This window comes from Mycolicibacterium aromaticivorans JS19b1 = JCM 16368 (genome assembly GCF_000559085.1).
GTDB classification, from domain to species: domain Bacteria; phylum Actinomycetota; class Actinomycetes; order Mycobacteriales; family Mycobacteriaceae; genus Mycobacterium; species Mycobacterium aromaticivorans.
This window is the reverse complement of sequence record NZ_JALN02000001.1, coordinates 2,634,623-2,659,722: the sequence shown is the minus strand read 5'-3', so window position 1 is coordinate 2,659,722 and position 25,100 is coordinate 2,634,623. Positions and strand designations below refer to the sequence as shown.

23 protein-coding genes are annotated in these 25,100 nt (G+C 66.5%); 12 read left to right on the top strand and 11 right to left on the bottom strand.

All coding sequences use genetic code 11. The features are described 5' to 3' along the window. Positions 1–86 precede the first annotated feature (86 nt). Entirely contained in the window at positions 87–2,954 is a 2,868-nt protein-coding gene (gene leuS, locus Y900_RS12870) for a leucine--tRNA ligase (RefSeq protein WP_036342241.1), read from the top strand. A gap of 81 nt (positions 2,955–3,035) precedes the next feature. Here the strand turns inward: leuS and Y900_RS12865 are convergent, their stop codons facing one another. Further along, positions 3,036–3,740 carry an SDR family oxidoreductase gene (locus tag Y900_RS12865; protein ID WP_051660041.1) on the bottom strand — a complete coding sequence of 235 codons (705 nt, stop codon included), beginning with the start codon at positions 3,738–3,740 and terminating at the stop codon, positions 3,036–3,038. A 52-nt stretch (positions 3,741–3,792) separates the two neighbouring features. On the opposite strand from Y900_RS12865, the gene ggh reads away from it, so the two are divergent. After that, positions 3,793–5,133 (top strand): glucosylglycerate hydrolase, encoded by a 1,341-nt coding sequence (gene ggh / locus Y900_RS12860; protein ID WP_036342238.1) that lies wholly within the window; start codon positions 3,793–3,795, stop codon positions 5,131–5,133. Positions 5,134–5,171: 38 nt separating this feature from the next. Here ggh and Y900_RS12855 read toward each other — a convergent pair whose 3' ends face one another. The 4 genes from Y900_RS12855 to Y900_RS12840 all read right to left on the bottom strand — a co-directional run bounded on the left by Y900_RS12855 (position 5,172) and on the right by Y900_RS12840 (position 8,937). Then, on the bottom strand, positions 5,172–5,630 hold the full coding sequence (locus Y900_RS12855) for a MarR family winged helix-turn-helix transcriptional regulator (RefSeq protein WP_036342236.1): 459 nt from the start codon (positions 5,628–5,630) through the stop codon (positions 5,172–5,174). 63 nt (positions 5,631–5,693) lie between these two features. Then, positions 5,694–6,434 (bottom strand): amino acid ABC transporter ATP-binding protein, encoded by a 741-nt coding sequence (locus Y900_RS12850; RefSeq protein ID WP_036342234.1) that lies wholly within the window; start codon positions 6,432–6,434, stop codon positions 5,694–5,696. Continuing rightward, a complete protein-coding gene (locus Y900_RS12845) occupies positions 6,434–8,158 on the bottom strand; it encodes an ABC transporter substrate-binding protein/permease (protein WP_420329816.1) in 1,725 nt (574 codons plus the stop codon). Before Y900_RS12845 ends, Y900_RS12850 begins: the two co-directional genes overlap by 1 nt. Positions 8,159–8,271: 113 nt before the next feature. Continuing rightward, positions 8,272–8,937, bottom strand: coding sequence for a GntR family transcriptional regulator (locus tag Y900_RS12840; protein WP_036342232.1), 666 nt, complete (start codon positions 8,935–8,937; stop codon positions 8,272–8,274). A gap of 112 nt (positions 8,938–9,049) precedes the next feature. On the opposite strand from Y900_RS12840, the gene Y900_RS12835 reads away from it, so the two are divergent. Next, positions 9,050–10,222 carry a cytochrome P450 gene (locus Y900_RS12835; protein WP_036342229.1) on the top strand — a complete coding sequence of 391 codons (1,173 nt, stop codon included), beginning with the start codon at positions 9,050–9,052 and terminating at the stop codon, positions 10,220–10,222. On the opposite strand, the gene Y900_RS12830 is transcribed toward Y900_RS12835, so the two are convergent. The 5 genes from Y900_RS12830 to Y900_RS12810 all read right to left on the bottom strand — a co-directional run bounded on the left by Y900_RS12830 (position 10,219) and on the right by Y900_RS12810 (position 14,769). Next, positions 10,219–11,004 (bottom strand): LLM class F420-dependent oxidoreductase, encoded by a 786-nt coding sequence (locus Y900_RS12830; protein WP_036342227.1) that lies wholly within the window; start codon positions 11,002–11,004, stop codon positions 10,219–10,221. The genes Y900_RS12835 and Y900_RS12830 overlap by 4 nt on opposite strands. Positions 11,005–11,069: 65 nt before the next feature. Then, positions 11,070–11,996 carry an Rv0045c family esterase gene (locus tag Y900_RS12825; RefSeq protein WP_036342224.1) on the bottom strand — a complete coding sequence of 309 codons (927 nt, stop codon included), beginning with the start codon at positions 11,994–11,996 and terminating at the stop codon, positions 11,070–11,072. Between the two features lie 71 nt (positions 11,997–12,067). After that, positions 12,068–13,171, bottom strand: coding sequence for an inositol-3-phosphate synthase (locus Y900_RS12820; protein ID WP_036342221.1), 1,104 nt, complete (start codon positions 13,169–13,171; stop codon positions 12,068–12,070). 57 nt (positions 13,172–13,228) lie between these two features. Next, positions 13,229–13,774 carry a PadR family transcriptional regulator gene (locus Y900_RS12815; RefSeq protein ID WP_036342219.1) on the bottom strand — a complete coding sequence of 182 codons (546 nt, stop codon included), beginning with the start codon at positions 13,772–13,774 and terminating at the stop codon, positions 13,229–13,231. A gap of 140 nt (positions 13,775–13,914) precedes the next feature. Then, on the bottom strand, positions 13,915–14,769 hold the full coding sequence (locus Y900_RS12810) for a DUF1707 SHOCT-like domain-containing protein (RefSeq protein ID WP_036342217.1): 855 nt from the start codon (positions 14,767–14,769) through the stop codon (positions 13,915–13,917). Between the two features lie 111 nt (positions 14,770–14,880). Between Y900_RS12810 and Y900_RS12805 the strand changes: the two genes are divergently transcribed. From Y900_RS12805 to dnaB, 9 genes are all read left to right on the top strand, one after another. Then, the gene (locus tag Y900_RS12805) at positions 14,881–15,315 is read left to right on the top strand and encodes a DUF5318 domain-containing protein (RefSeq protein ID WP_036342215.1); all 435 of its coding nucleotides are present in this window, start codon (positions 14,881–14,883) and stop codon (positions 15,313–15,315) included. 145 nt (positions 15,316–15,460) lie between these two features. After that, positions 15,461–17,797 (top strand): transglycosylase domain-containing protein, encoded by a 2,337-nt coding sequence (locus Y900_RS12800; protein ID WP_036342213.1) that lies wholly within the window; start codon positions 15,461–15,463, stop codon positions 17,795–17,797. 68 nt (positions 17,798–17,865) lie between these two features. Next, positions 17,866–19,440: a glycosyltransferase family 87 protein gene (locus Y900_RS12795; RefSeq protein WP_237752687.1), complete on the top strand. Its 1,575-nt coding sequence runs from the start codon at positions 17,866–17,868 to the stop codon at positions 19,438–19,440. Next, positions 19,409–20,047, top strand: coding sequence for a DJ-1/PfpI family protein (locus Y900_RS12790; protein WP_036342209.1), 639 nt, complete (start codon positions 19,409–19,411; stop codon positions 20,045–20,047). Before Y900_RS12795 ends, Y900_RS12790 begins: the two co-directional genes overlap by 32 nt. A gap of 111 nt (positions 20,048–20,158) precedes the next feature. Next, positions 20,159–20,449: a 30S ribosomal protein S6 gene (rpsF, locus tag Y900_RS12785; protein ID WP_036342207.1), complete on the top strand. Its 291-nt coding sequence runs from the start codon at positions 20,159–20,161 to the stop codon at positions 20,447–20,449. Positions 20,450–20,553: 104 nt separating this feature from the next. Continuing rightward, on the top strand, positions 20,554–21,075 hold the full coding sequence (locus Y900_RS12780; RefSeq protein ID WP_036342206.1) for a single-stranded DNA-binding protein: 522 nt from the start codon (positions 20,554–20,556) through the stop codon (positions 21,073–21,075). A 61-nt stretch (positions 21,076–21,136) separates the two neighbouring features. After that, positions 21,137–21,391: a 30S ribosomal protein S18 gene (gene rpsR / locus Y900_RS12775; RefSeq protein ID WP_005142196.1), complete on the top strand. Its 255-nt coding sequence runs from the start codon at positions 21,137–21,139 to the stop codon at positions 21,389–21,391. 17 nt (positions 21,392–21,408) lie between these two features. After that, positions 21,409–21,867 (top strand): 50S ribosomal protein L9, encoded by a 459-nt coding sequence (gene rplI, locus Y900_RS12770; protein WP_036342194.1) that lies wholly within the window; start codon positions 21,409–21,411, stop codon positions 21,865–21,867. Positions 21,868–22,350: 483 nt separating this feature from the next. Next, positions 22,351–24,585: a replicative DNA helicase gene (gene dnaB, locus Y900_RS12765; RefSeq protein ID WP_036342191.1), complete on the top strand. Its 2,235-nt coding sequence runs from the start codon at positions 22,351–22,353 to the stop codon at positions 24,583–24,585. 28 nt (positions 24,586–24,613) lie between these two features. Here dnaB and Y900_RS32870 read toward each other — a convergent pair whose 3' ends face one another. Next, the gene (locus tag Y900_RS32870; protein ID WP_202807778.1) at positions 24,614–24,805 is read right to left on the bottom strand and encodes an LmrA/YxaF family transcription factor; all 192 of its coding nucleotides are present in this window, start codon (positions 24,803–24,805) and stop codon (positions 24,614–24,616) included. Positions 24,806–25,100: the final 295 nt, after the last annotated feature.

The following is a 25,100-nucleotide window of genomic DNA, read 5'->3' as shown; positions in this document are numbered from 1 at the left end:
GACCGGGCTGTTGCACAGGGTGCGACCGGGGTCACACAGCGCTATCGCGAGGGTGGACCCGCGAGCGGCCCTTATACCCTGTGTGCGTGACCGAAACCCCGACCGCCGCACCGCAGGGCAGCGCCGACGCCGACACCCCGCGGTTCCGCTACACCGCCGAGCTGGCCGGCCGGATCGAGCGCACTTGGCAGGACAACTGGCAGTCGTGGGGCACCTTCGATGTGCCGAACCCGGTCGGGTCACTGGCACCCGCCGACGGTTCGGCGGTTCCCGACGACAAGATGTTCGTCCAGGACATGTTCCCCTACCCCTCCGGTGAGGGCCTGCACGTCGGGCATCCGCTGGGTTACATCGCCACCGATGTCTATGCGCGCTACTTCCGGATGACCGGACGCAATGTGTTGCACGCGTTGGGTTTCGACGCCTTCGGCCTGCCCGCCGAGCAGTACGCGATCCAGACCGGTACCCATCCGCGGATCCGCACCGAGGCCAATATCGTCAATTTTCGCCGCCAGCTGGGCAGACTCGGTCTGGGGCACGACCAGCGGCGCAGCTTCTCGACCACCGACGTGGACTTCTACAAGTGGACTCAGTGGATCTTCCTACAGATCTACAACGCCTGGTTCGACACCGACCAGAACAAGGCCCGTCCGATCGCCGATCTGGTCGCCGAATTCGATTCCGGTGCGCGCACTCTCGATGACGGCAGGCAGTGGGCCACCCTTTCCGCGGGTGAGCGAGCCGACGTCATCGACGGCTACCGGCTGGTCTATCTGGCCGATTCGCTGGTGAACTGGTGCCCGGGGCTGGGCACCGTGTTGGCCAACGAGGAGGTCACCTCCGACGGCCGCAGTGAGCGCGGCAACTTCCCGGTGTTCCGGAAGCGGTTGCGGCAGTGGATGATGCGCATCACCGCCTACTCCGATCGGCTGCTCGACGATCTCGAGGTGCTGGACTGGCCGGAGAAGGTCAAGACCATGCAGCGCAACTGGATCGGTCGATCCACCGGAGCGTCGGTGTTGTTCGACGCCGACGGCGCGGACATCGAGGTCTTCACCACCCGGCCCGACACTCTTTTCGGCGCGACCTACCTGGTGCTGGCTCCCGAGCACGAGCTGGTGGACCAGCTCACGGCCGCGCAGTGGCCGGACGGTGTGGACCCGCGGTGGACCAACGGCGCCGACACCCCGGCCGTGGCGGTGGCGGCCTATCGGCGCTCGATCGCGGCCAAGTCCGATCTGGAACGCCAGGAGAACAAGACCAAGACCGGCGTGTTCCTCGGCACGTCCGCGATCAATCCGGCTGACGGACAACAAGTTCCGGTCTTCATCGCCGACTACGTCCTGGTCGGCTACGGCACCGGCGCGATCATGGCCGTCCCCGGACACGATCAGCGCGACTGGGAGTTCGCCACCGAATTCGGTCTGCCGATCGTGGAAGTCATCTCGGGCGGAGATATTTCCGAGGCCGCGTATTCCGGTGACGGTGCGCTGGTGAACTCGAGCTACCTTGACGGCCTGAGCGTCGCGGACGCCAAGAGCGCGATCACCGAGCGGCTGGAGGCGGACGGCCGCGGACGCGCCCGCGTCGAATACAAACTGCGGGACTGGCTTTTCGCGCGGCAGCGGTACTGGGGCGAGCCGTTCCCGATTGTGTACGACGCCGACGGCCGGGCGTACCCGCTGCCCGAATCGGCACTCCCGGTGGAGTTGCCCGATATCGCCGACTACTCACCGGTGATGTTCGACCCGGACGACGCCGACAGCGAGCCGTCCCCGCCGCTGAACAAAGCCACCGACTGGGTGACGGTGGAACTGGACCTCGGTGACGGCCTGCAGACCTACACTCGCGACACCAACGTGATGCCGCAGTGGGCGGGCAGCTCCTGGTACGAACTGCGCTACGCCGACCCGCACAATCCAAACGAGTTCTGCGCCAAGGAGAACGAGCAGTACTGGATGGGCCCGCGACCGGCCGAGCACGGCCCGGCAGATCCCGGGGGAGTGGACCTCTATGTCGGTGGCGTCGAGCATGCGGTACTGCACCTGCTGTACTCGCGCTTCTGGCACAAGGTGCTGCACGACCTCGGACACGTCAGCTCTCGCGAGCCATACCGCCGCCTGGTCAACCAGGGTTACATCCAGGCCTTCGCCTACACCGACTCCCGCGGCGCGTACGTGCCGGCGGCCGACGTCGTCGAGCGGGACGGGAAGTTCTTCCTGCCCGGTGACGACGGCGACATAGAGGTGTTCCAGGAGTTCGGCAAGATCGGCAAGAGCCTGAAGAACTCGATCTCCCCGGACGAGATCTGCGACGGCTACGGAGCGGACACGCTGCGGGTGTACGAGATGTCGATGGGCCCGCTGGAGGCGTCTCGGCCGTGGGCGACCAAGGATGTCGTCGGCGCCTACCGCTTTCTGCAGCGGGTGTGGCGGCTTGTGGTCGACGAGTCCACCGGTGAGACAAGGGCTTCCGAACACGAGGCGCTCGACGAGGACACCCTGCGGCTGCTGCACCGCACGATCGAGGGTGTGTCCGAGGACTATGCGGGCCTGCGCAACAACACCGCCGCGGCCAAGCTGATCGAGTACACCAACCACCTCACCAAGGAGGGCGTCACTGCGCGGGCGGCGCTGCAGCCGCTGGTCTTGATGGTCGCGCCGCTGTCGCCGCACCTGGCCGAGGAACTCTGGCAGCGGCTGGGCCATTCGAAGTCGTTGGCGCACGGACCGTTTCCGGTCGCCGACCCGCAGTATCTGGTCACCGACACCGTCGAGTACCCGGTGCAGGTCAACGGCAAGGTGCGCGGACGCATCACCGTTGCCGCCGACGCCGACAAGGCCGGCCTCGAAGCGGCCGCGCTCGCCGACGAGAAGGTCCAGGCCTTCCTGGCAGGTGCCACCCCGAAGAAGGTCATCGTGGTGCCGGGCCGGCTGGTGAACCTCGTCGTCTGACCCACCCCCTTTTCGCCCAAACCGACAACTGGCAGGGAAAGTGCGAGTAGATCGCCGCAAAACGTCGATCTCGGCGCGAGGCTAACCGCGCGGCCGAACCACCACCTGGTGGGTGTGCGCGTCGGGCGGGCCGGCGATCACCTCGGCGACGATCCGCGCGACGGTTTCCGGCTTGAGGAACTTCGCCGGGTCGTACTGCCCGCCTTCGTAGGCGACCAGGTCCTGCTGCATCTCGGTGTCGACCCGGCCTGGGTGCACGCTGGTGACCCGCAACTCGGGGACGTCGGCGCGCAGTGAATCGGCGAACGCCCGCTGGGCGAACTTGCTGGCCGAGTAGGCAGCCAGTCCGGGTGAGGCGTTCAGACCGGCGCCGGAGTTGATGAACACGACGTGCCCGCGCGCCGCGCGCAGCGCCGGGAGCAGCGCCTGGGTGAGAGCGACGGCGCCGGTCACGTTGACCTCGAAGCAGGCCCGCCACTGCTCGGGCGTCGACTCGTCGAACCGTCCCGGGTAGGCGACGCCGGCGTTGTGGACCAGCACGTCCAGTTCGGCGAGTGGCTCGGCGGCGGCTTCGATCCCGGCGGGATCGGTGAGGTCCAACGGCCAGGTGGTGGCACCGAGACGGGTGGCGACGGCGTCCAGGCGGTCAGACGGACGGCCCGCCAGCAGCAGGGTGTGGGTGGGGGCCAGCGCATCGGCAATAGCCGATCCGATCCCGCCACTGGCACCGGTGATCAAGGCTGTTTTCTTACCGGGGTCGCTTCGCTCCTGCCCACCGATCGCCATTCACTTACCCTACCGATCTGCGTTTCGCAGGTTCGCGCCGCAGAATGAACGCGTGGCATATGACCCGAGCTTCGGCCCGACACAGTTGGCGGCCCGCGCGGCCTACCTGCTGCGCGGTAACGACCTGGGTGTGATGACCTCCGCGGCGCCGCTGCTCTACCCGCACATGTGGAGTTGGGACGCCGCGTTCGTCGCGGTCGGCCTGGCACCGCTGAGCGTCGAGCGCGCTGTCGTCGAACTGGACACCCTGCTGTCCGCGCAGTGGACCAACGGGATGATCCCGCACATCGTGTTCGCCAACGGCGTCGACGGATACTTCCCCGGCCCGGCCCGCTGGGCCACGTCGGCATTGGCAGCGCACGCCCCGCGCACCAGGCACACCTCGGGGATCACCCAGCCGCCGGTGCATGCCATTGCGGTGCAACGCATTCTGGACCGAGCCCGCACCAGGGGCCGTTCCACCCGCGCGGTCGCCGAGTCGTTTCTGGATCGTCGGTGGCCGGATCTGGTGCGCTGGCACCGATGGCTGGCCGAGGCCCGCGATCAGAACGAGCACGGTCGCGTCACGCTGTATCACGGCTGGGAGTCCGGCATGGACAACTCGCCGCGCTGGGATTCCGCCTACGCCAACGTGATTCCGGGGAACCTCCCGGAGTATCAGCGCGAGGACACCCACATTGTCACCGACGCCAGCCAGCGCCCGTCGGACACCGAGTACGACCGGTATCTGTGGCTGCTCGAGGAGATGAAGTCGGTCCGCTACGACGACGATCTGCTGCCGAAGGTGATGAGCTTCGCGGTCGAAGATGTCTTCGTGTCAGCGATTTTCGCGGTCGCCTGCGATGTGCTGGCCAATATCGGCGAGGACTACAAGCGGCCCCACGCCGACGTCCGCGACCTCTACTCGTGGGCCGAGCGGTTCCGGGCCGGCGTCGTCGAGACCACTGATCAAAGGACCGGCGCCGCACGCGATTTCGACGTGAGAGCCGACAAGTGGATTGCGACGGAGACCGCCGCGCAGTTCGCTCCGCTGCTGTGCGGCGGCCTACCGCACGACCGGGAACGGGCGTTGTTGCGGGTACTGGAAGGCCCGCGGTTCTGCGGGCATCCGGACCTGCGGTACGCGGTGATCCCGTCGACATCGCCGGTGTCCAAGGACTTTCGGTCGCGCGAGTATTGGCGCGGGCCGGTCTGGCCGGTGCTGACATGGTTGTTCTCGTGGGCGTTCGCGCGCCGCGGATGGTCGGAGCGCTCGCTGTTGCTGCGCCAGGAAGGCCTTCGACAGGCCAGCGACGGTACCTTCGCCGAGTACTACGAACCGTTCACCGGCGAGCCGCTGGGCAGCATGCAACAGTCCTGGACCGCGGCCGCGGTCCTCGATTGGCTCGGCTAGCTCCCCGAGTCGCTTCGCTCCTGCCCGCCGGGGCTGAACTAGCTTTCGGCCTGCTCGGCCAACCGCTCCAGCGGTCGCAGTGCCTTGGCCAAGGTCTCGCGCTCCTCGTCGCTCAGCTTCGAGAGCAACGCGGCCAGGTTCGCCCGCCGGACCGCCAGCGCTTCGCGATGCTGCACCAGCCCCTGCGGCGTCACCTCGACGAGAACGGCCCGCAGGTCCGAGGGGTCACGCGACCGCTTGACCAGTCCGAGCTTTTCCAGCCGGCGGATCGCCACTGTGGTGGTTGGGGTGCGCACCCGTTCGCGTGCGGCCAGCTCGGTCATCCGGATCGGACCCTGATCCAGCAGGGTCAGCAGGATGGACAGCTGTGCGAGGGTGAGGTCGGCTCCGGCGGTGGTGGACTTGGTGTCGGCGCGGCGCAAGACCGAAAAGAGCTTCGACAGGACCCGCTGCAGGTCCCCGGACAGGTCAGTGACCTGCGGCTCGGCCTCAATCATAGTTCGCTAGTCTAACCTGTCCGCGGTTGTCAACCGCGCGATACGCGCCATTACGCGCCCGAGTTAGAGAACTTGCGACAGGAAACGCTGCAGACGCTCGGTCTCGGCGGCGCTGAAGATCTGATCGGGCGGCCCGGATTCGATCACCTGGCCGTAGTCCATGAAGACCACCGACTCCGCGGTCGAGTGGGCGAACCCCATCTCATGGGTGACCACGACCATCGTCATCCCGTCCGAGCCGAGCTCGGCGATCAGCGCCAGGATCCCTTTGACCAGTTCGGGGTCGAGCGCCGAAGTCGCCTCGTCGAAGAACATCACCTGCGGCGCCATCGCCAGCGCCCGCGCGATCGCCACCCGCTGCTGCTGACCACCGGACAGCGTGGCCGGTCGCACCTCGGCTTTGTGCTTCAAACCGACCCGGTCCAGCTGGGCCAGCGCCAGCTCGCGGGATTCGCCGGCCGACAGCCCCTTGAGTTTGCGTGGCCCGAGCGCGACGTTGTCCACCACGCTGCGATGCGGGAACAGGTTGAACTGCTGGAACACCATGCCGATGCGCTGGCGCAACGCGTCGGGATCGTCGGTCAGCACCGACTTGCCGTCCAGCAGGATGTCCCCGCGGTCGGGTTCGTAGAGCCGGTTGAGGGTGCGCAGCAGGGTGGATTTCCCTGAGCCCGACGGGCCGATGACCGCCGTCGTGGTACCGGCGGGCACGTCCAAGTTCACACCGCGCAACACCTTGTTGGGGCCGAAGGCGAGATGAATATCCTTGCAGGCCAACGAGACCGGTTCAGGAAGCGAGGCCATCACACCATCTCCTGGCTCGTTGCGCTCGGCGCCAGCGGATCCTCGTCGGATTGCGTTCGGCCGCGGCGCAACCGGGCGTCGATGTAGTTGACCAAGTGCGTCAACGGGATGGTCAGCAACAGGTAGAACAGGCCCGCCGCCACCAACGGCGACAGGTTGCCGGTCTGTGCGTTGAGATCGCGACCCACCTGGAACAGCTCGCGCTGGCTGGCCACCAGACCCAGGAAGTACACCAGCGACGACGCTTTGAGCAGCGAGATGAACTGGTTCACCAGGGCGGGCAGCACCCGGCGGACGCCTTGGGGGACCACCACCAACCGCATTGAGGAGGAGTAACTGAACCCCAGCGCACGGGACGCTTCCAGCTGCCCGGCATCCACACTCTGGATGCCGGAGCGGAAGATCTCGCCGATGTAGGCCGCGGCCATCAGCCCGAGTGCGGCGATACCGAGCGGGAAGGGGTTGTTGTCCGTGATGCCACCCACGACCGGCCCGATGCCCAGCCCGATCAGCAGGATGATCACCACCTCGGGCAGCCCCCGGAAAATATCGGTGTAGATCCGGGCCGGCCAGCGCAGCCACCGCGACCGGGAGATCCCTGCCACGGCCAGCACCATGCCGAGCAGCAGTCCGATCACGCTGGCGCACACCGTCAGGATCAGCGTGTTGGGCAACCCGGTGGTCAATAGGTCCGGGATGGCCCTCTTGTAGAGGTCCCAATCCAGGAACGACTCCCGCAGTTGGGTCAGCACCGATTTCGGCGCCACCCCGACCGAGGCGGGTTTCTGGTGCGCGGCGGCGATCGCGGCGAAGTCAGGCAGCTGCGGAACCGGCGCCGCTTTCGAGCCCGGCTTCCAGCCCGGCGGCAGAGCACGCGGCACCCACTCCGAGTACAGCTTCGACCACGTGCCGTCGGCGATCACGGCGTCCAAGCCGGAGTTGAGGGCGTCGATCAGCGGCTTGTTCTCGTTCGCGACCGCGTAGGCGACGAAATTGTCCAAGCTGAAGGTGTTTTCGACGATCTGAGCCGGATCGCCGGGCTTGACCGTGCCGACCGCCTGCTGCGAGGGCGCCACCCAGGCGTCGATCTGGCGGGTCTTGAGGCTGGCGTAGACGGTGTTGTAGTCCGGGAACTTCACCGGTTGCAGGTGCAGGGTATCGACGAGGTAGGCCTCTTGAACGGTGCCCTGCACCACGCCGATTCGCTGGCCGGGGCCGAGTTGTTGAAATCCGGTGATGGCCGAACCGGACGGCACCACGAGGGAGAAGTAGCCGAAGTCGTAGCCGTTGGTGAAACCCACGGTGCGCCGGCGCGCGTCGGTGGTGGTGATCGACGACGACCCGACGTCGAAGCGGCGGGCGGCGACTTGGGCGAGCAGACCGGAGAACTCGGTGCCGACGAACGAGATCTTCAAGCCGAGCTTGTCGGCGATCGCCCGCAGCAGTTCGTTGTCGAATCCGGTGAACTGTCCTTTCGAGTCGATGCAGATGCTCGGCGGTGCATCCGACAGCGTGCCGACCGTCAGCGTGCCGGGCGTGACCAGGCCGAGTGCGTCACGGTTGACCGACGTCAACGGCTGCGCCGTGGCGGTGGTGTATTTGTCCTCGTCCGGCCCCTTGGCTGCGGCGGCGAGGTTCGTCGGCAGCGCGCTGGCCGACTCGACCCCCGGCGGCGCGCACTGGTCTGCCCCCGCCGGCGCGGCGGCCACCAGGCCGGCGATCATCAACAGGACCGAGAGCAGTGCCGCCAGGCGTATGCCGGCCCGCGGTGCCCGGTCGCAGAGTTCAGCCATCATTAGCAAGGTACTGCCCGCGGCAATCCCGTCGCGCCTTGCGATCAGACGGAACCCAAGTCGGTGAGCACCCCACGTCGGCGCAGGTCCCCGATGAGAACGTCGGCCATCAGGTCGGTGCGGTCCAGGCAGGCCTGCCGGGCGGATGAGGGATCACGGCGGTGGATCGCGGCGTGTTCAGCTTCGGCGAGCGGCAAAAGCTGGTTCACCGTGTCCGGGTAGCTGGCCCAGAATTCGTGGGGCATGAACCCGCGCGAGGCCCGAATGCCCGCGCTCAGTCGCGGGCCGGCGTACTCGTCGAGGACGATGGCTCTGAAGAGGTCGGCCGCGTTGAGGAAGGCCCGTGAGTCGGATGAGGCGCGCATGACGGCTATCGGCTCGGCGAGCCGGTCGAGGACGTCGGGCCGGGGATCGGCGGCGGCCCGCGCGGATGCAGCACCGGTCAGTAGGCCGTGGACTTCATGGTGTTCGCGCAGGACGTCGGCATCGAAGCGGTGGACGAACGCGCCGCGGTGATAGCGCGACTCAAGGATGCCGTCGTGTGCGAGTTGGTTGAGGGCTTCTTGGACGGGCACCCGACTCAGACCCAGGGCAGCCGTGATCTTGTTGCGGTCCACGCGATCTCCCGACCGCAGCCGACCGGTGAGCAGTAAGTCCAGGACGTGGGCGACAACCAGGTCTTTCTCTTTGACCCCATACCGTTTGGGCATTTCCCTCTCCGGGGTGACCAGACGAGTGCACTTGTGGCAATCCTGCCGGTTACTTGCGGGTATCTCGGGCAATCCCAGGTAACGAGACTGTGAGTCTCGTTACTCTCCGACCATGACGACGACGGAAATGCCCGACGGCTACTACGCGGCTACGCCGGTCCCGAGCGGGCGCACGGCGGCCGTGGACCATCTGCGTAGACCGGGCCCGGTGTATCGGGTCGGGCAGATGTGGTTGATCACCAGTTACGAGGGGGTCCGCTTCGCCCAGAAGCACCCCGAGTTGTTCTCGTCGGCGAAAGCTTTCGACGGCGTTGCCAACGCCATCTCGATGATCCCGATCGCGATCGATCCGCCGAAGCACGCGGACTATCGACGGGTGCTGGACCCGATGTTCGGACCCAAACGCATGGAAGCGATGGATGGGGAACTGCGGGCACAGCTGCGCGGGCACATCGACAAGTTCGCTCCGCTGGGTTGTTGCGACGTCGTCGCCGACCTGTCCTACAAGTTCCCCACCCAGGCCATCTTGACGCTGTTCGGGCTGCCGTTGGAGCACCTGCCCAAGTTCCTCGGCTGGGTCAGCGGGATCATCAAGGGTGCCGACATCGCATCACTGGGTAGCGAGCAGTCACAGTCGGTAATCGACTGCAGCATAGCCCTTTTCACCTTCCTGGCCGAACAGCTGGAGATCAAGCGGAGCCACCCGGGCGACGACATGCTCAGCAACATCCTGGCCCTCGACGGCGACGAGGCGTGGACCGATGCCGAGATCTTGGGGCTGTGCTTCCTGATCGTCCTGGCCGGACTCGACACCGTCACCGGTGCCATCGGCTTCGCTCTGCTCAACCTGGCCAACGATCCGGTGCTGCGTCACCGGTTGACAGCAGACCCGTCGCTGATCCCGCCGTTCATCGAAGAGGTGCTGCGTCTCGATGGCCCGGTGCCCGGTGTGCCGCGCGTAACGACCGCCGACGTCGAGGTCGAAGGCGTGACGATCCCGGCGAATTCGCAGGTCATGCTGATGCTGTTCACCGCCAACCGCGACGGACCGTATGCCTACACCGCAAACGAGATGGACCTGAGCGCCAAGGCCGTGCACCTCGGCTTCGGCGGCGGTATCCACCGGTGCCTGGGTTCGCACCTGGCCCGCCGCGAATTACGGCTCACCATCGAGGAATTCCACGCGCGCATCCCGGATTACCGGTTGGCCGGCGAGGCCACCACGTTGTGGCCCGCCGGCACCTTCGGGCTGGAATCCCTGCCGCTGGAGTTCGATCCCTGCTAACGGCTGTCGCGCCAGCGCACCAAAGCCTCGGCGGCGCCGAGGTCGTAGTCCGGTCCGTCGCAGCCGACGGTCAGCAGAGTCACGCCGAGTCCGGTGAGCGCCTCGGCGTTGGCGACGATGGTGTCGCGGTCGCGGCCCTCGACGCCCGATGACCGTTCGATCTTGGCGGGGTCGCGGCCGACGTCGGAGCAGTGACGGTCGAGCACCTCGGCCTTGCCGGGGTAGGTCTCGGCGTTGGTGAACCCGTGCCAGATGTCGCCGTGCTCGGCGACCAGGCGCAGCGTCTTCTTCTCACCCTGTCCACCGATGAGGATCGGGATGTCCCGGGTCGGGGCCGGATTCAGGTTGGCCAGCCGGGACTTGATCCGTGGCAGTGCGCCCGCGAGGTCGTCGAGGCGGCTGCCCGCGGTGCCGAACTCGTAGCCGTACTCGTCGTAGTCCTTCTGCTTCCAGCCTGACCCGATACCGAGGATCAGCCGGCCGCCGGAGATGTGGTCGACGGTGCGGGCCATGTCGGCCAGCAGTTCCGGGTTGCGGTAGGAGTTGCAGGAGACCAGCGCGCCGATCTCGACGCGGGAGGTCTGCTCGGCCCAGGCGCCCAGCATGGTCCAGCACTCGAAGTGCGCACCATCGGGGTCGCCGAACAGCGGGTAGAAGTGGTCCCAGTTGAAGACCACGTCCACGCCGATGTCCTCACAGCGGCGGACGGCATCGCGGATCTGGTTGTAGTCGGGGGCATGTTGCGGCTGCAGTTGCACGCCGATGCGAATGGGATAGGTCACACCTCAACCGTACGTATCTCAACCGTACGTATCGCGCGACGCCGGTATTCCCAGCGGGGGACGGCTCAGCCGGCGAGCACGCCGCGCAGTATCTCGACAAGCGCGCGCGGCTGGTCACCCTGTACGGAGTGACCGGAGTCGGGGACCATGATCACCCGCTGGAAACCCGGTGCATTGCGGGCGAATTCGTCGGCGTCCTCGTCGTTGACGAAGAACGAATTGGCGCCCCGCACCAGCGTGGTGGGCATCGTGATGGACGGGACGTCGCCCCACAAACCGGCGAACGACGCCGGTAGCCCCTCGCCTGAGTCGGCGCGCTTGCGGAAGGAGTCGTAGCGCCAGGTCCAGGTGCCGTCGGGCAGCTGCTTCGAATTGTGAAAGACGCCGCGGCGCAGCGAGTCCCGGCTTCGGGTGGGCGAGGCGGCGACGGTGACGTCCAGCATCGCGGCGAAGCTCGGGAACGTGCGTTCGCCTTGCGTCAACGCGACCGCGCCCAGCTGGGCCTGGCTCATCTGTTCATGACGTTCCGGGGCGGACGGCGTGACGTCGACGAGGACCAGTTCGGGAACCAGCGCCGGCTCGAGGGCGGCGATGCGCAGCGCTGTCAGTCCACCCAGCGACATCCCCACCACCAGTCGTGGGCTGGGGGCCCAGTCGTTCAGGATTGGCCGCAGCGTGTCGGCGTTGAGCCGGGGGCCGTAGTCGCCGTCGTCTCGCCAGGCCGAGCGGCCGTGGCCGGGCAGATCGATGGCCAGCGCCGGGACGCCCAGGCCGAGGATGACGGTGTCCCAGGTGTGCGCGTTTTGGCCGCCACCGTGCAGGAACACGATCCGCGGCGGCTCGGCACCCCACTTCAGCGCGCTGATCGGGCCGGACTCGATCCGGGTGACCGGCGGCAATTCGTCGCTCACGCCGGCCTGCTCGGCATTCTCGGGCAGCAGGGCGAACTCGTCGAGTCCGATCAGCGCGTCATCGGAGATCACCCGGTCCATCTAACGCGAAAGTGCGGCCAGATCGCGATGGGGCGTCCCAGTCGGATCTGACCGCACTCTCGTGCTGAGAATTACTGACCGGCGATGAATTCCTCGAGCTCTGTGCGCGCGATGTCATCGGCCAGCTGCTTGGGCGGGCTCTTCATCAGGTAGGCCGACGCGGGGATGATCGGGCCGCCGATACCGCGGTCCTTGGCGATCTTCGCGGCACGCACGGCGTCGATGATGATGCCGGCCGAGTTCGGCGAATCCCACACCTCGAGCTTGTACTCAAGGTTCAGCGGCACGTCGCCGAAGGCGCGACCCTCGAGGCGGACGTAGGCCCACTTGCGGTCGTCGAGCCACGCGACGTGGTCCGACGGGCCGATGTGGACGTTCTTGTCCTCGACTTTGCCGGCCAGCGAGCCGGTGAGGTTGGACGTCACGGCCTGGGTCTTGGAAACCTTCTTGGACTCCAGACGCTCACGCTCGAGCATGTTCTTGAAGTCCATGTTGCCGCCGACGTTCAGCTGATAGGTGCGGTCCAGCGTGACGCCGCGGTCTTCGAACAGCTTGGCCATCACGCGGTGGGTGATGGTCGCACCGACCTGGCTCTTGATGTCGTCGCCGACGATCGGAACACCGGCGTCCTCGAACTTCTTGGCCCAGACCGGGTCCGAGGCGATGAACACCGGCAGGGCGTTGACGAACGCGACCTTGGCGTCGATGGCGCACTGGGCGTAGAACTTGTCGGCCTCGTCGGAGCCCACCGGCAGGTAGGAGACCAGCACGTCGACCTTGTTGTCCTTGAGGATCTTGACGACGTCGACGGGCTGCTCGTCGGAGATCTCGATGGTCTCGGCGTAGTACTTGCCGATGCCGTCCAGTGTCGGGCCGCGCTGCACCACGACGTCGGTCGGCGGCACGTCGGCGATCTTGATGGTGTTGTTCTCCGAGGCGAAGATCGCTTCGGACAGGTCGAAGCCCACCTTCTTGGCGTCGACGTCGAACGCGGCGACGAACTTCACGTCGCGCACGTGATAAGGGCCGAGCTTCACGTGCATCAGGCCGGGAACGGTGGCGTTCGCGTCAGCGTCCTGGTAGTACTGCACGCCCTGGACCAGTGAGGACGCGCAGTTGCCGACGCCGACAATAGCGACCCGCACATCTGTCGACGCTCCGTTGTGCTCCGTCATGGGACGTTCTCCTAACTCGTACTTCTACTGGCTGCTGTTCAGGTACTGCTGGCCGCGTCAGGCCTGGTCTGGGTGGCTCTGGGCCACCCGCTCAGCGGCGATCAGCTCGTTGAGCCACTTGACTTCCCGCTCGCTGGACTCCAGGCCCAGCTGATGCAGTTGTTTCGTGTAGCGGTCGAACGAATTGCTCGCCCGCGCGATGGCCTCCCGCAGACCTTCGCGTCGTTCCTCCACCTGGCGCCGGCGGCCTTCCAGGATCCGCATCCGTGCCTCGGCCGGTGTGCGGTTGAAGAATGCAAGGTGCACACCGAAGCCGTCGTCGGTGTAGTTCTGCGGGCCGGTGTCGGCCACCAGTTCGGCGAACCGCTGGCGGCCGGTATCGGTCAGTTGGTACACCCGGCGGGCGCGGCGCAACACCGTGGTCCCCGCGGGGGCGGTGTCTTCGACGATCAATCCGTCGGTCTGCATCCGGCGCAGTGCCGGGTAGAGCGAGCCGTACGAGAAGGCGCGGAATGCCCCGAGCAGGCCCGTCAGTCGTTTGCGCAGTTCGTAACCGTGCATGGGGGACTCGAGGAGAAGACCCAAGATCGCGAGCTCCAGCACCGGGTCACCTCCTTTGCTCGGCCGTTACGACACTTCGACACCTCCGGCGATAGTATCGGAGCGATATATTTGGCGCTACTTGAGTGCGCACGTTTCCGCGCCAGTACCGCCGAGTGTCACGCCCGAGCCGCGCTCGCCCGTTACGGGTAATTGATCTGTTTTTGCGAGCCGTCGGGGTTGAGCTGGATGTAGCCGCTGCCGAAGTCGCTCGAGACATAGACCGAGATCGTCAACGTCCCCGGGACGGTCTGGTCGCGGCTGGGCTCGATGATCAGATAGGTGCTCTTGATGTCGCCGGGCTTCATGTCCAGGGTCTCCGGAGCACCCCGCAGCACGCCGACGATTGCTTTGGCGTCGAACGTGCTCAGGTCCACCAGCTTGGCGTCGTTGCTGGCCCCCGAGGTGGTCGGATCGTCCCAGCCACCGCGGTAGGAGTAGTTGAGTTCGCGGCGGTCGTCGTTGGGGTCGGGCCGGGTCAACGACGCGTACTCGGGATAGATGACCAGGCGGTTGCCATTGGTGTCGCCGAACTTCTTCTTCATCTGCTCGAAGAGCCCGTTGAGACCACCCAGCGAATGCAGTTGACGCGGCGGCGTCAGCACGATCGGAGCAACTCCGTCGGATTTGGCGCCCGGATCGGAGGTGAAATTCAGCGGTGAGGGCGTGTTGCCGTACAGCCCCCAGCCAATGCCGATGCCGAGCACCACGAGAACACCCATGATCGCGAGCCGGATACCCCAGCTTCCATTGGTTCCCGGGCCCGCCGGCCGCGGCCTGCGCAGCGTGGGCAGCTGCACCGGCGCGTTCGCGGTTTGGAGGTCGGAGACCAGGGCGCGGAGGTCGCCCAGCGTCGTCGCCGAGGTTGCCGCCTTCACCCGCTGCTCGTGCTCGGCCATCGACAGCTGCCCCTCGGACAGCGCGGTGTCCAAAATCTGGCAGGTGTCATTGCGGTCGGTGTCCTTGGCGCGCGTGCCGGCCGTCTGCGATGTCGCCACGGCGGTGATCGTAAGAGTTCGGGCACCAAGAGCGCAGACCAGCCGCGTATTCGGCGGCACTGCGAGTCGGTTGCGTGTCGTTGCCCAGATCCCCGACGTACTCTGGTCCTCGTGCGATTGCAGCGACAGGTGGTGGACTACGCCCTCCGGCGACGCTCCCTGCTGGCCGAGGTGTACTCCGGTCGAACTGGGGTTTCGGAGGTCTGCGACGCCAATCCCTATCTGTTGCGCGCCGCCAAGTTTCACGGCAAGCCCAGTTCGGTGATGTGCCCGATCTGCCGCAAGGAGCCGCTGACATTGGTGTCCTGGGTGTTCGGTGATCACCTGGGTGCGGTTTCGGGATCCGCGCGCACCGCCGAGGAGCTGGTGTTGCTGGCGACTCGATTCGACGAATTCTCGGTACACGTGGTGGAGGTATGCCGGACCTGCGAGTGGAATCACCTGGTCAAGTCCTACGTGCTCGGAACGCCGCGCCCCACCAACGGGACGCGAGGACGCCGTGGCACCCAGACGGCGCGCTCCGGCGCGCGTACGGCCAGTGAATAGCGACGGGCGTCCGGACCGGCCTGCCACTGACAACCGCACGGGCGCAGGGGCCGAGGGTGCGTCCGGTGGCTCCGAGCCACCGACGACGCGCTTCCCGGCGGCGGGCGACGGCTCCGGCCCATCCCGATCGGCGCCCCGCAGGCAGGTGCCGCCCGATGACCGGCTGACGTCGATCATCGAACCGGTGCGCGACACCCCGCCGCTGCTGCGGGACCCGGTCGACGTGGTCAAGGCCGCTCTGGACGGCACTCCGCCGCCGAAGCTTCCGCCGCCTCCGTCGCGCCGCCCGGGTGGTTCCGGCGGCCCGGGTGGCCCGCCACCGGTCAAGCCGCCGACCTTCTCCCAGCAGGTCAACTGGAAGTGGGTACGCCGGTCGGTGTATCTGGCCGCCGTTGTCTTGATCGTGCTGCCGCTGATCACCTTCGGGATGGCCTACCTGATCGTCAAGGTGCCTCAGCCCGGGGATCTGCGCACCAACCAGGTGTCGACAATCCTGGCGAGCGACGGCTCCGAACTGGCGAAAATCGTTCCGCCGGAAGGCAACCGGGTCGACGTCAACATCGACCAGGTGCCGGTCCAGGTCCGCAACGCGGTGATGGCCGCCGAAGACCGCGATTTCTACAGCAATCCGGGCTTTTCCTTCACCGGCTTTGCTCGCGCGCTCAAGAACAACCTTTTCGGCGGCGACCTTCAGGGCGGGTCGACGATCACCCAGCAGTATGTGAAAAACGCGCTCGTCGGTGACGCCCGATCCGGGGTCGGCGGCCTGGTGCGCAAGGCAAAGGAGCTCGTCATCTCCACGAAGATGACCGGCGAGTGGTCCAAAGACCAAATCCTGCAGGCGTATCTGAACATCATCTATTTCGGTCGCGGTGCCTACGGCATCGCCGCGGCGTCGAAGGCGTACTTCGACAAGCCGGTCGAGCAGTTGACCGTCGCCGAGGGTGCGCTGCTGGCCGCGCTGATCCAACGGCCGTCGACCCTGGATCCCGCGGTCGACCCCGATGGTGCGGCCAAGCGGTGGAACTGGGTGCTCGACGGCATGGTGTCGATGGGCGCGCTGTCGAAGGACGAACGCTCCCAACAGGTTTTCCCGCCGACGGTGTCGCCGGAGCAGGCCCGTTCGAACAACGTCACGACCGGGCCGAACGGCCTGATCGAACGTCAGGTCACCAAGGAACTGCTCGACCTGTTCAACATCGATGAGCAGACGCTGAACACCCAGGGCCTGCAGATCACCACGACGATCGACCCGCAGGCGCAGAAAGCCGCCGAGGACGCGGTGTCGAAGTATCTCAATGGCGAGATGCCGGACATGCGGTCGGCGGTGGTGTCCATCGACCCGAGAACCGGTGGAGTGAAGGCCTATTACGGCGGCTCGGACGCGCAGGGCTTCGACTTCGCGCAGGCCGGTCTGCCCACCGGCTCGTCGTTCAAGGTGTTCGCGTTGGTGGCCGCGCTCGAGCAGGGCATGGGGCTGGGCTATCAGATCGACAGCTCCCCGGTCACCGTGAACGGGATCAAGATCACCAACGTCGAGGGTGAGGGCTGCGGTGTCTGCAACATCGCGGAGGCACTCAAGCGTTCGCTGAACACCTCCTACTACCGGCTGATGCTCAAGCTCAAGAACGGCCCGAGTGATGTGGCCGACGCCGCGCACCGGGCCGGCGTTGCGGAAAGCTTCCCCGGGGTTGCCCACACGTTGTCCGAGGACGGCAAGGGCGGCCCGCCGAACAATGGTGTGGTGCTGGGCCAGTACCAGTCGCGGGTGATCGACATGGCGTCGGCCTACGCCACGTTGGCCGACTCCGGCGTCTATCACAAGCCGCACTTCGTGCAGAAGGTCGTCAACTCCCGCGGTGAGGTGCTCTTCGACGCCAGCACCGCCGACAACAGCGGCGAGCAGCGCATTCCCAAGGCGGTCGCCGACAACGTGACCGCGGCGATGCAGCCGATCGCCGGCTATTCGCGCGGACATAACCTGGCGGGTGGCCGGCCGTCGGCGGCCAAGACCGGAACCAATCAGCTCGGCGACACTGACGCCAACCGCGACGCGTGGATGGTCGGCTACACCCCGTCGTTGTCGACGGCTGTCTGGGTCGGTACCACCGACGGCACGCAGCCTCTGGTCACGTCGTCGGGCGGGCAGGTGTACGGCTCGGGCATCCCGTCGGACATCTGGAAGGCCACGATGGACGGCGCGCTGAAGGGCACCGAAAACGAGTCGTTCCCCAAGCCGACCGAGATCGGCGGATACGCCGGTGTCCCGCCGCCGCCGCCTCCGCCGCCCGCGCCGCCGTCGGAGACGGTCATCCAGCCCAGTATCGAAGTGGCACCGGGCATCACGATTCCGCTCGGACCGCCGACCACCATCACGATTCCGCCGGGCGGTGGTCCGCCGCCGCCACCACCGGGTGGGCCGGACCAGCCGGCACCGGTCGGTGGTGACCCCGGCGTGCAGCTACCGCCTCCGCCGCCGTGATCGACGGCCGCGCCACCGTCTCACCCGCACCGCTGGCCGAGGATCGGCGCAGCGCTGACGACCGTGACATGCCGAGCCGCAATGACACTGTCGGCGCGGCACTCTCGGAAGTCGTGGGCGGTCCGGTGGGCCGGCACGCGTTGATCGGCCGAACCCGGATCTTCACCCCGTTGCGGGTCATGTTCCTGATGGCGTTGGTGGTGCTGGCGCTGGGCTGGTCGACGAAGGCGCCGTGTCTGCAGACGGTGGGTACCGGCTCACCCGATCAGCGGGTGGCCAACTGGCAGAATCAACGCGCCTACTTCGAGCTGTGCTACTCCGACACCGTGCCGCTCTACGGCGCAGAGTTGTTGAGCCAGGGCCGCTTTCCGTACAAGTCGAGCTGGATCGAGACGGACTCGAGCGGCCGGCCGCAGATTCGCTACGACGGCAAGCCCGCGGTGCGCTATATGGAATATCCCGTGCTGACCGGGGTGTACCAGTACGTGGCGATGGCACTGGCCAAGACCTACACAGCGGTCGCCAAGATGGTGTCGCTGCCTGCGGTCGCCGAAGTGGTGATGTTCTTCAACTTCGCGGCGATCGGGCTGGCGTTGGCCTGGCTGACGACGGTGTGGGCGTCGTCGTGGCTGGCGGGCCGGCGCGTGTGGGATGCCGCGCTGGTGGCCGCGTCCCCGGTTCTGATCTTCCAGATCTTCACCAATTTCGATGCGCTGGCAACGGCTTTGGCGATCGGTGGCCTGCTGGCGTGGGCGCGCAAGAAGCCGGTTTTGGCCGGAATCCTGATCGGTCTCGGGGTGGCGGCCAAGTTGTATCCGGCACTGCTGCTGCTGCCGTTGTTGGTGCTGGCGATCCGCACCGATCGGATGCCCGACGCCGCCAAGACCGTGGTGGCTGCGGTGGGTGCCTGGTTCGCGGTGAACCTCCCGGTGATGGTCCTGTTTCCGCGCGGTTGGTCGGAGTTCTTCCGGCTCAACTCCCGGCGCGGGGATGACATGGACTCCCTGTACAACGTGGTGAAGTCGTTCACCGGCTGGGACGGCTTCGACACGAACCTGGGTTTCTGGCAGCCGCCGGTGATCCTCAACGTCGTCGTCGCCGTGCTGTTCGTGTTGTGCTGTGCGGCAATCGCGTACATCGCCCTGACCGCGCCGCAGCGGCCCCGGGTGGCGCAGCTCGCGTTCCTCACGGTGGCGGCGTTCCTGTTGGTGAACAAGGTGTGGAGTCCGCAGTTCTCGCTGTGGCTGGTGCCGCTGGCGGTGCTGGCCCTGCCGCAGCGCCGAATTCTGTTGGCGTGGATGACCATCGACATGCTCGTGTGGGTTCCGCGGATGTACTACTTGTACGGCGAGGCAAACAAGGGCTTGCCCGAGCAGTGGTTCACCGCCACCGTGCTGCTGCGCGACATCGCGGTGGTGGCCCTGATCGTGTTGGTCGTGCGGCAGATCTACCGGCCTGAGTTGGATGTGGTGCGGTGGGGCGGCCGGGTGGACGATCCCGCCGGGGGCGTGTTCGACGGCGCCGCCGACGCGTACCCGACGTGGTTCCCGCGGTGGTTGCGCCCACGTGCGACGGCAGCGGCCGATGCGTCCGAAGAAGAAGAGGCACCGGATGCAAGTCGCGATAGCACTGTTCCCGCGTAACACCGCTCTGGATGCGATCGGCCCCTACGAGGTCCTGCAGCGCATCCCGTCGATCGACGTGGTGTTCGTCGGGCATCGTCGCGGCGAGGTCCGCAGCGACAATGGAATGCTCGGGCTCACGGTCGACGCCACCTTCGACGACGTGACCGAACCCGACATCCTGGTGTTCCCCGGCGGAATCGGCACCCGCACGCTCGTCGAGGACACCACAGTCCTGGACTGGGTCCGCGAGGTGCACCGGCACACCACCTTCACCACCTCGGTGTGTACCGGCAGCCTGGTGCTGGCGGCCGCGGGCCTGCTGACCGGTTTGACGGCCGGGACGCATTGGCGGGCCACCGAGCTGTTGGAGTCTTTCGGCGCGATCTACACCCCGCAGCGGGTCGTCGAGCATCTGCCGGAGCGCATCATCACCGCAGCCGGGGTATCCAGTGGCATCGACATGGCGCTGCGGCTGGTCGAGCTGCTGGTCGGACGGCGGGCCGCGGAGGCCAGCCAGCTGATGATCGAGTACGACCCGCAGCCGCCGTTCCAGGCCGGCGCGGTGGACCAGGTCTCCGATGCCACCTTGCAGCTGGCGCTCGAGTACTACGGCCAGCGGAACTGATTTCGCTGATCAGCCTGCACTCCGGTACCCTGTGCAGGTTGCCGACGCAGGCGACCCTTCTGCCACGGACACGCCGTGGCCGCTACGACCATAGGAGGTGATGAGGTTCCCATGCGTCCATACGAAATCATGGTCATCCTTGACCCCACTCTCGACGAGCGCACCGTTGCCCCGTCCCTGGAGACGTTCCTGAACGTCATCCGGAGTGACGGCGGATCGGTCGACAAGGTCGACATCTGGGGCCGGCGCCGTCTGGCCTACGAGATCGCCAAGCACGCCGAGGGCATCTACGCCGTCGTCGACGTGAAGGCCGAGCCGGCCACCGTGTCCGAGCTCGACCGGCAGCTGAACCTGAATGAGTCCGTGCTGCGGACCAAGGTGATGCGGACCGATAAGCACTGAGTCCAGCTCGGACTCACTATCCGCTGAGTGGATAAGCGCGCCGCGCGTCGGAGCTCTTACGTAGGCTTCGCGGTGAATCCATCCGCCTATGCCAGGAGGACCTTGTGGCCGGTGACACGACCATCACCGTCGTCGGAAATCTGACGGCCGATCCCGAACTGCGGTTCACCCCGTCGGGTGCAGCCGTCGCCAATTTCACGGTGGCGTCCACACCCCGCACGTTCGACCGTCAGACCAATGAGTGGAAAGACGGCGAGGCGCTGTTCCTGCGCTGCAACATCTGGCGTGAGGCGGCCGAGAACGTGGCCGAGAGCCTCACCCGCGGTTCGCGGGTGATCGTTCAGGGCCGGCTGAAGCAGCGTTCCTTCGAAACCCGTGAGGGCGAGAAGCGCACCGTTGTGGAGCTAGAGGTCGACGAGATCGGCCCGTCACTGCGTTACGCCACCGCCAAGGTCAACAAGGCCTCGCGCAGCGGCGGCGGCGGCGGTGGTGGCGGCTTCGGCGGCGGCGGTGGCGGGGGCTCCCGTCCGGCGGCAGCAGCGGCCAGTGAGTCGGGCGACGACCCGTGGGGCAGTGCCCCGGCGTCGGGTTCGTTCGCCGGCGGTGACGACGAACCGCCCTTCTGATACCCAACGAAATCCTTTGTGCGCCAACGGCGCGACTGTGAAGAACGAAAGAGATTGACCCATGGCCAAGACCAACAAGCGGCGTCCCGCACCGGAAAAGCCGGTCAAGACCCGCAAATGCGTGTTCTGCTCGAAGAAGGGGCAGGACATCGACTACAAGGACACGCAATTGCTGCGCACCTACATCAGCGAGCGCGGCAAGATCCGCGCCCGCCGGGTGACCGGTAACTGCGTGCAGCACCAGCGCGACATCGCGATCGCCGTCAAGAATGCGCGTGAGGTTGCTCTGCTGCCGTTCACGTCGGCGGCGCGGTAGAGAACGGAAGTATCGAGATGAAGCTGATTTTGACCGCTGAGGTCGAGCACCTCGGAACCGCCGGCGACACCGTCGAGGTGAAGGACGGCTACGGACGCAACTACCTGCTGCCGCGCGGCCTGGCCATTGTGGCCTCCCGCGGTGCACAGAAGCAGGCCGACGAAATCCGTCGTGCCCGCGAGACCAAGACCGTGCGCGATCGTGAGCACGCCGACGAGATCAAGGCCGCCATCACCGCGCTGGGTTCGATCCAGCTGCCGGTGAAGTCGGCCGCGGACTCGGGCAAGCTGTTCGGCTCGGTGACCGCCAACGACATCGTCGGCGCCATCAAGAAGGCCGGCGGACCCAGCCTGGACAAGCGCACCGTGCAGCTGCCCAAGGCACACATCAAGGCGACTGGCGCCCACACCGTCGGAGTGCACCTGCACCCCGAGGTGAACGTCGACATCACCGTCGACGTCGTGGCCCAGAGTTAGCCGTCCGCGTCAATTCCCCGGGTGGCGGCCCTGCGAGGCTGCCCCCGGGGAATTGCTGTATTTCTGGCGAACACTTCCGGGCGGGGTCGCCACAGCTAATCTAACCGTCCGTTAACCTGGCGCATAACCTCCGGCAACACAACACGCCCGAGATCGCAACCGAGGCCGACACGCCGACGAACTTGCCATCCACAACACTCACCTGGCGCTACCCTGCGTTTAGCTGGGCGGATAACCCAAAATCGGCCGGTCATCCACAGGTTCTCCCCAACGACTCAACACCTCTTTTGCCAGCTATCCACAAACCACTAACAGGTTGATGAACAGGCTCGGTTTGCGAGGGCCCCAGCAACGTCTAGCGTGAGCCGTCGGCAGTGCGGTTCATCATCGTGACGCCGAATGCTTGTCGGGGGCGTGGGGTACACCTCTGATAGTGCATCGAACAGAAGTTCGACGGATTCAAGAGGAGGTGGGGGCAGCCCAATGGCGGTCGTCGACGATCTCGGTCAGCCCGGGATGGACAGTCCTCCTCCGTCTGAGGACTTTGGTCGCCAGCCTCCCCAGGATCTGGCAGCCGAACAATCGGTGTTGGGCGGCATGCTGTTGTCCAAGGACGCCATCGCCGATGTGTTGGAGCGGCTGCGCCCGGGTGACTTCTACCGGCCGGCCCATCAGAACGTCTACGACTCGATCCTGGACCTCTACGGCCGCGGTGAGCCCGCGGATGCCGTCACCGTCGCCGCCGAGCTGGACCGCCGCGGGCTGCTGCGCCGCATCGGTGGCGCACCGTATCTCCACACGCTCATCTCGACGGTGCCCACCGCGGCCAACGCGGGGTACTACGCGGGCATCGTGGCGGAGAAGGCGTTGTTGCGGCGCCTCGTGGAGGCCGGCACCCGGGTGGTCCAATACGGCTACGCCGGCGCAGAAGGTGCCGACGTCAACGAGATCGTGGACCGCGCACAGGCCGAGATCTACGACGTCACCGAGCGACGCACCGCTGAGGATTTCCTGCCGCTGGAAGATCTGCTGCAGCCGACGATGGACGAGATCGACGCCATCGCCTCGAACGGCGGTCTTTCCAAGGGCGTGCCGACGGGCTTCGAGGAGCTCGATGCGTTGACCAACGGTCTGCATCCGGGTCAGATGATCGTGGTGGCGGCCAGGCCCGGTATGGGCAAGGCGCTGGCTCTGGACACGCCGCTGCCGACTCCGACGGGCTGGACCACGATGGGCGAGGTCACGGTCGGGGACTACCTGATCGATGCCGACGGACGCCCCACGCGTGTGGTCGCGGCAACGGACGTCATGGTGGGCAGGCCGTGCTACGAGGTCGAATTCTCCGACGGCACAGTCCTGATCGCGGACGCTGAGCACCAGTGGCTGACCGAGACCCGCGCTTCGCGGAAGTCAGCGCTTGTGAGGACTACGCGCGACATTGCGGAGACATTGCTCCGGAACCACGCGGTGGCCAATTCGAAGCCCCTCCAGGCGGCGGATCGTCCACTCCATGTGCCGCCATACACCCTGGGGGTGTGGCTGGGCCAGGGAATGGGTCCAGCCGAACCCGAGATCGTCATGCGAGTCGAGGGCGAGGGCAGCGAGATCGGCGCCCTCAAAGCCACGCAGATTCCCGCCGAATACTTGCGTGCCTCCGAAGCGCAGCGGCGCGCAGTGCTTGGCGGGTTGTTGGATGCCAGCGGAGTGGTGAGCAGCGACGGGTCGGTTGATTTTTCGACGACTGATGCGCGCCTGGCCGATGACGTGTTCGAGTTGATCGTCAGCCTTGGTTATGGCTGCCGCCGCGTCGCAAGCTCGACGGCGTTCATCCTGAACTTCTCCACCGATGACGAGGTGTTCGGGCTAACGCGGAAAGCCTTGTTGCACAAGGAACGGCGGGCCGGCGGGAACGTGCGGGTGTCGTCGCGCTTCATCACCGACGTTCGGCCGATCGCGAGCGTTCCGGTTCGATGCGTCGAGGTCGACAACGGCGACCACATGTACCTCGCGGGGCGGGCGATGATCCCGACCCACAACTCGACTCTGGGCTTGGATTTTTTGCGGTCCTGCTCGATCAAGCACCGCTTTCCGAGCATCGTGTTCTCGCTGGAAATGAGCAAGTCCGAGATCGTGATGCGACTGCTCTCGGCCGAAGCGAAGATCAAGCTCGCCGACATGCGCTCGGGAAAGATGACCGACGACGACTGGACGCGCTTGGCGCGCCGGATGAGCGAAATCAGCGAAGCCCCTTTGTATATCGATGATTCGCCGAACCTGACGATGATGGAGATCCGCGCGAAAGCCCGCCGGCTTCATCAGAAGGCGGGATTGCGGCTCATCGTGCTCGACTACCTGCAGCTCATGACGTCGGGAAAGAAAGTCGAGTCGCGCCAGCAAGAAGTCTCCGAATTCTCCAGGCAGATCAAGCTTTTGGCCAAGGAACTGGAAGTTCCGGTTGTCGCGATGAGCCAGCTGAACCGCGGTCCCGAGCAGCGCACCGACAAGAAGCCGATGCTGGCCGACCTTCGCGAGTCGGGTTCCATCGAGCAGGACGCCGACATGGTGATCCTGCTGCACCGGCCCGATGCCTTCGAGACCGACGACCCGCGGGGTGGTGAGGCCGATCTGATCGTCGCGAAACACCGTGCGGGGCCGACGCGTACGGTCACGGTGGCGCACCAGCTGCATTTGTCGCGGTTCACGAACATGGCGCGGTAACGGTCATCGGATGTGCAGTGCTGCCGCCTCAGCGGCGGGGCGGCGCGCGGCGGGGCCGCAGGTGCTCGATGCGATCGAGGACCTCGTCGAGGGCGGTTGCCAGCGGCGCGTGGTCGCGGCGCACCTGCGCGAGCAGTGTTCCGCCTTCCACTGCCGCCAGCAGCGCGGTCGCGAGGCGTTCGGGGTTGGCCGTGCGGCACACAGGGTCCCCCGGTTGCACATGGCCTGTAGACCCGTGCGGATCGCGGTCTCCCATTGGTCGATTCCGTCAGCGAGGTCGGCGCGCCACTGAGGGTAGGGCTCGGCCAGTTCCCCGACCAGGCAGCCGCCGGCGGCGGTGCGTTGGCGCTGGGCGTCGACCACGACGTCTCGCCAGGCGCGCAACCCCTCCATGCTGTCCAGCCCGTCGAGGGTGGCCAAGACGGTGTGCAGGCGGTGGGCGATGACGGCCCTGATGAGGGATTCCTTATCCCCGAAGTAGTGGTAGACCGTGAGGGACCCACGCCCGCCGCTTT

Bases quoted from the DNA above. Each gene is read 5' to 3' on its own strand.
- rplI (WP_036342194.1), top strand. From the start codon at position 21,409: ATGAAGCTGATTTTGACCGCTGAGGTCGAGCACCTCGGAACCGCCGGC.
- Y900_RS12840 (WP_036342232.1), bottom strand. From the start codon at position 8,937: ATGCCCAAACGGTATGGGGTCAAAGAGAAAGACCTGGTTGTCGCCCAC.
- dnaB (WP_036342191.1), top strand. From the start codon at position 22,351: ATGGCGGTCGTCGACGATCTCGGTCAGCCCGGGATGGACAGTCCTCCT.
- Y900_RS12795 (WP_237752687.1), top strand. From the start codon at position 17,866: ATGCCGAGCCGCAATGACACTGTCGGCGCGGCACTCTCGGAAGTCGTG.
- rpsF (WP_036342207.1), top strand. From the start codon at position 20,159: ATGCGTCCATACGAAATCATGGTCATCCTTGACCCCACTCTCGACGAG.
- Y900_RS12855 (WP_036342236.1), bottom strand. From the start codon at position 5,630: ATGATTGAGGCCGAGCCGCAGGTCACTGACCTGTCCGGGGACCTGCAG.
- Y900_RS12865 (WP_051660041.1), bottom strand. From the start codon at position 3,740: ATGGCGATCGGTGGGCAGGAGCGAAGCGACCCCGGTAAGAAAACAGCC.
- Y900_RS12850 (WP_036342234.1), bottom strand. From the start codon at position 6,434: ATGGCCTCGCTTCCTGAACCGGTCTCGTTGGCCTGCAAGGATATTCAT.
- rpsR (WP_005142196.1), top strand. From the start codon at position 21,137: ATGGCCAAGACCAACAAGCGGCGTCCCGCACCGGAAAAGCCGGTCAAG.
- Y900_RS12790 (WP_036342209.1), top strand. From the start codon at position 19,409: ATGCAAGTCGCGATAGCACTGTTCCCGCGTAACACCGCTCTGGATGCG.
- Y900_RS12845 (WP_420329816.1), bottom strand. From the start codon at position 8,158: ATGATCGCCGGCCTGGTGGCCGCCGCGCCGGCGGGGGCAGACCAGTGC.
- Y900_RS12820 (WP_036342221.1), bottom strand. From the start codon at position 13,171: ATGACGGAGCACAACGGAGCGTCGACAGATGTGCGGGTCGCTATTGTC.
- Y900_RS12835 (WP_036342229.1), top strand. From the start codon at position 9,050: ATGACGACGACGGAAATGCCCGACGGCTACTACGCGGCTACGCCGGTC.
- Y900_RS12825 (WP_036342224.1), bottom strand. From the start codon at position 11,996: ATGGACCGGGTGATCTCCGATGACGCGCTGATCGGACTCGACGAGTTC.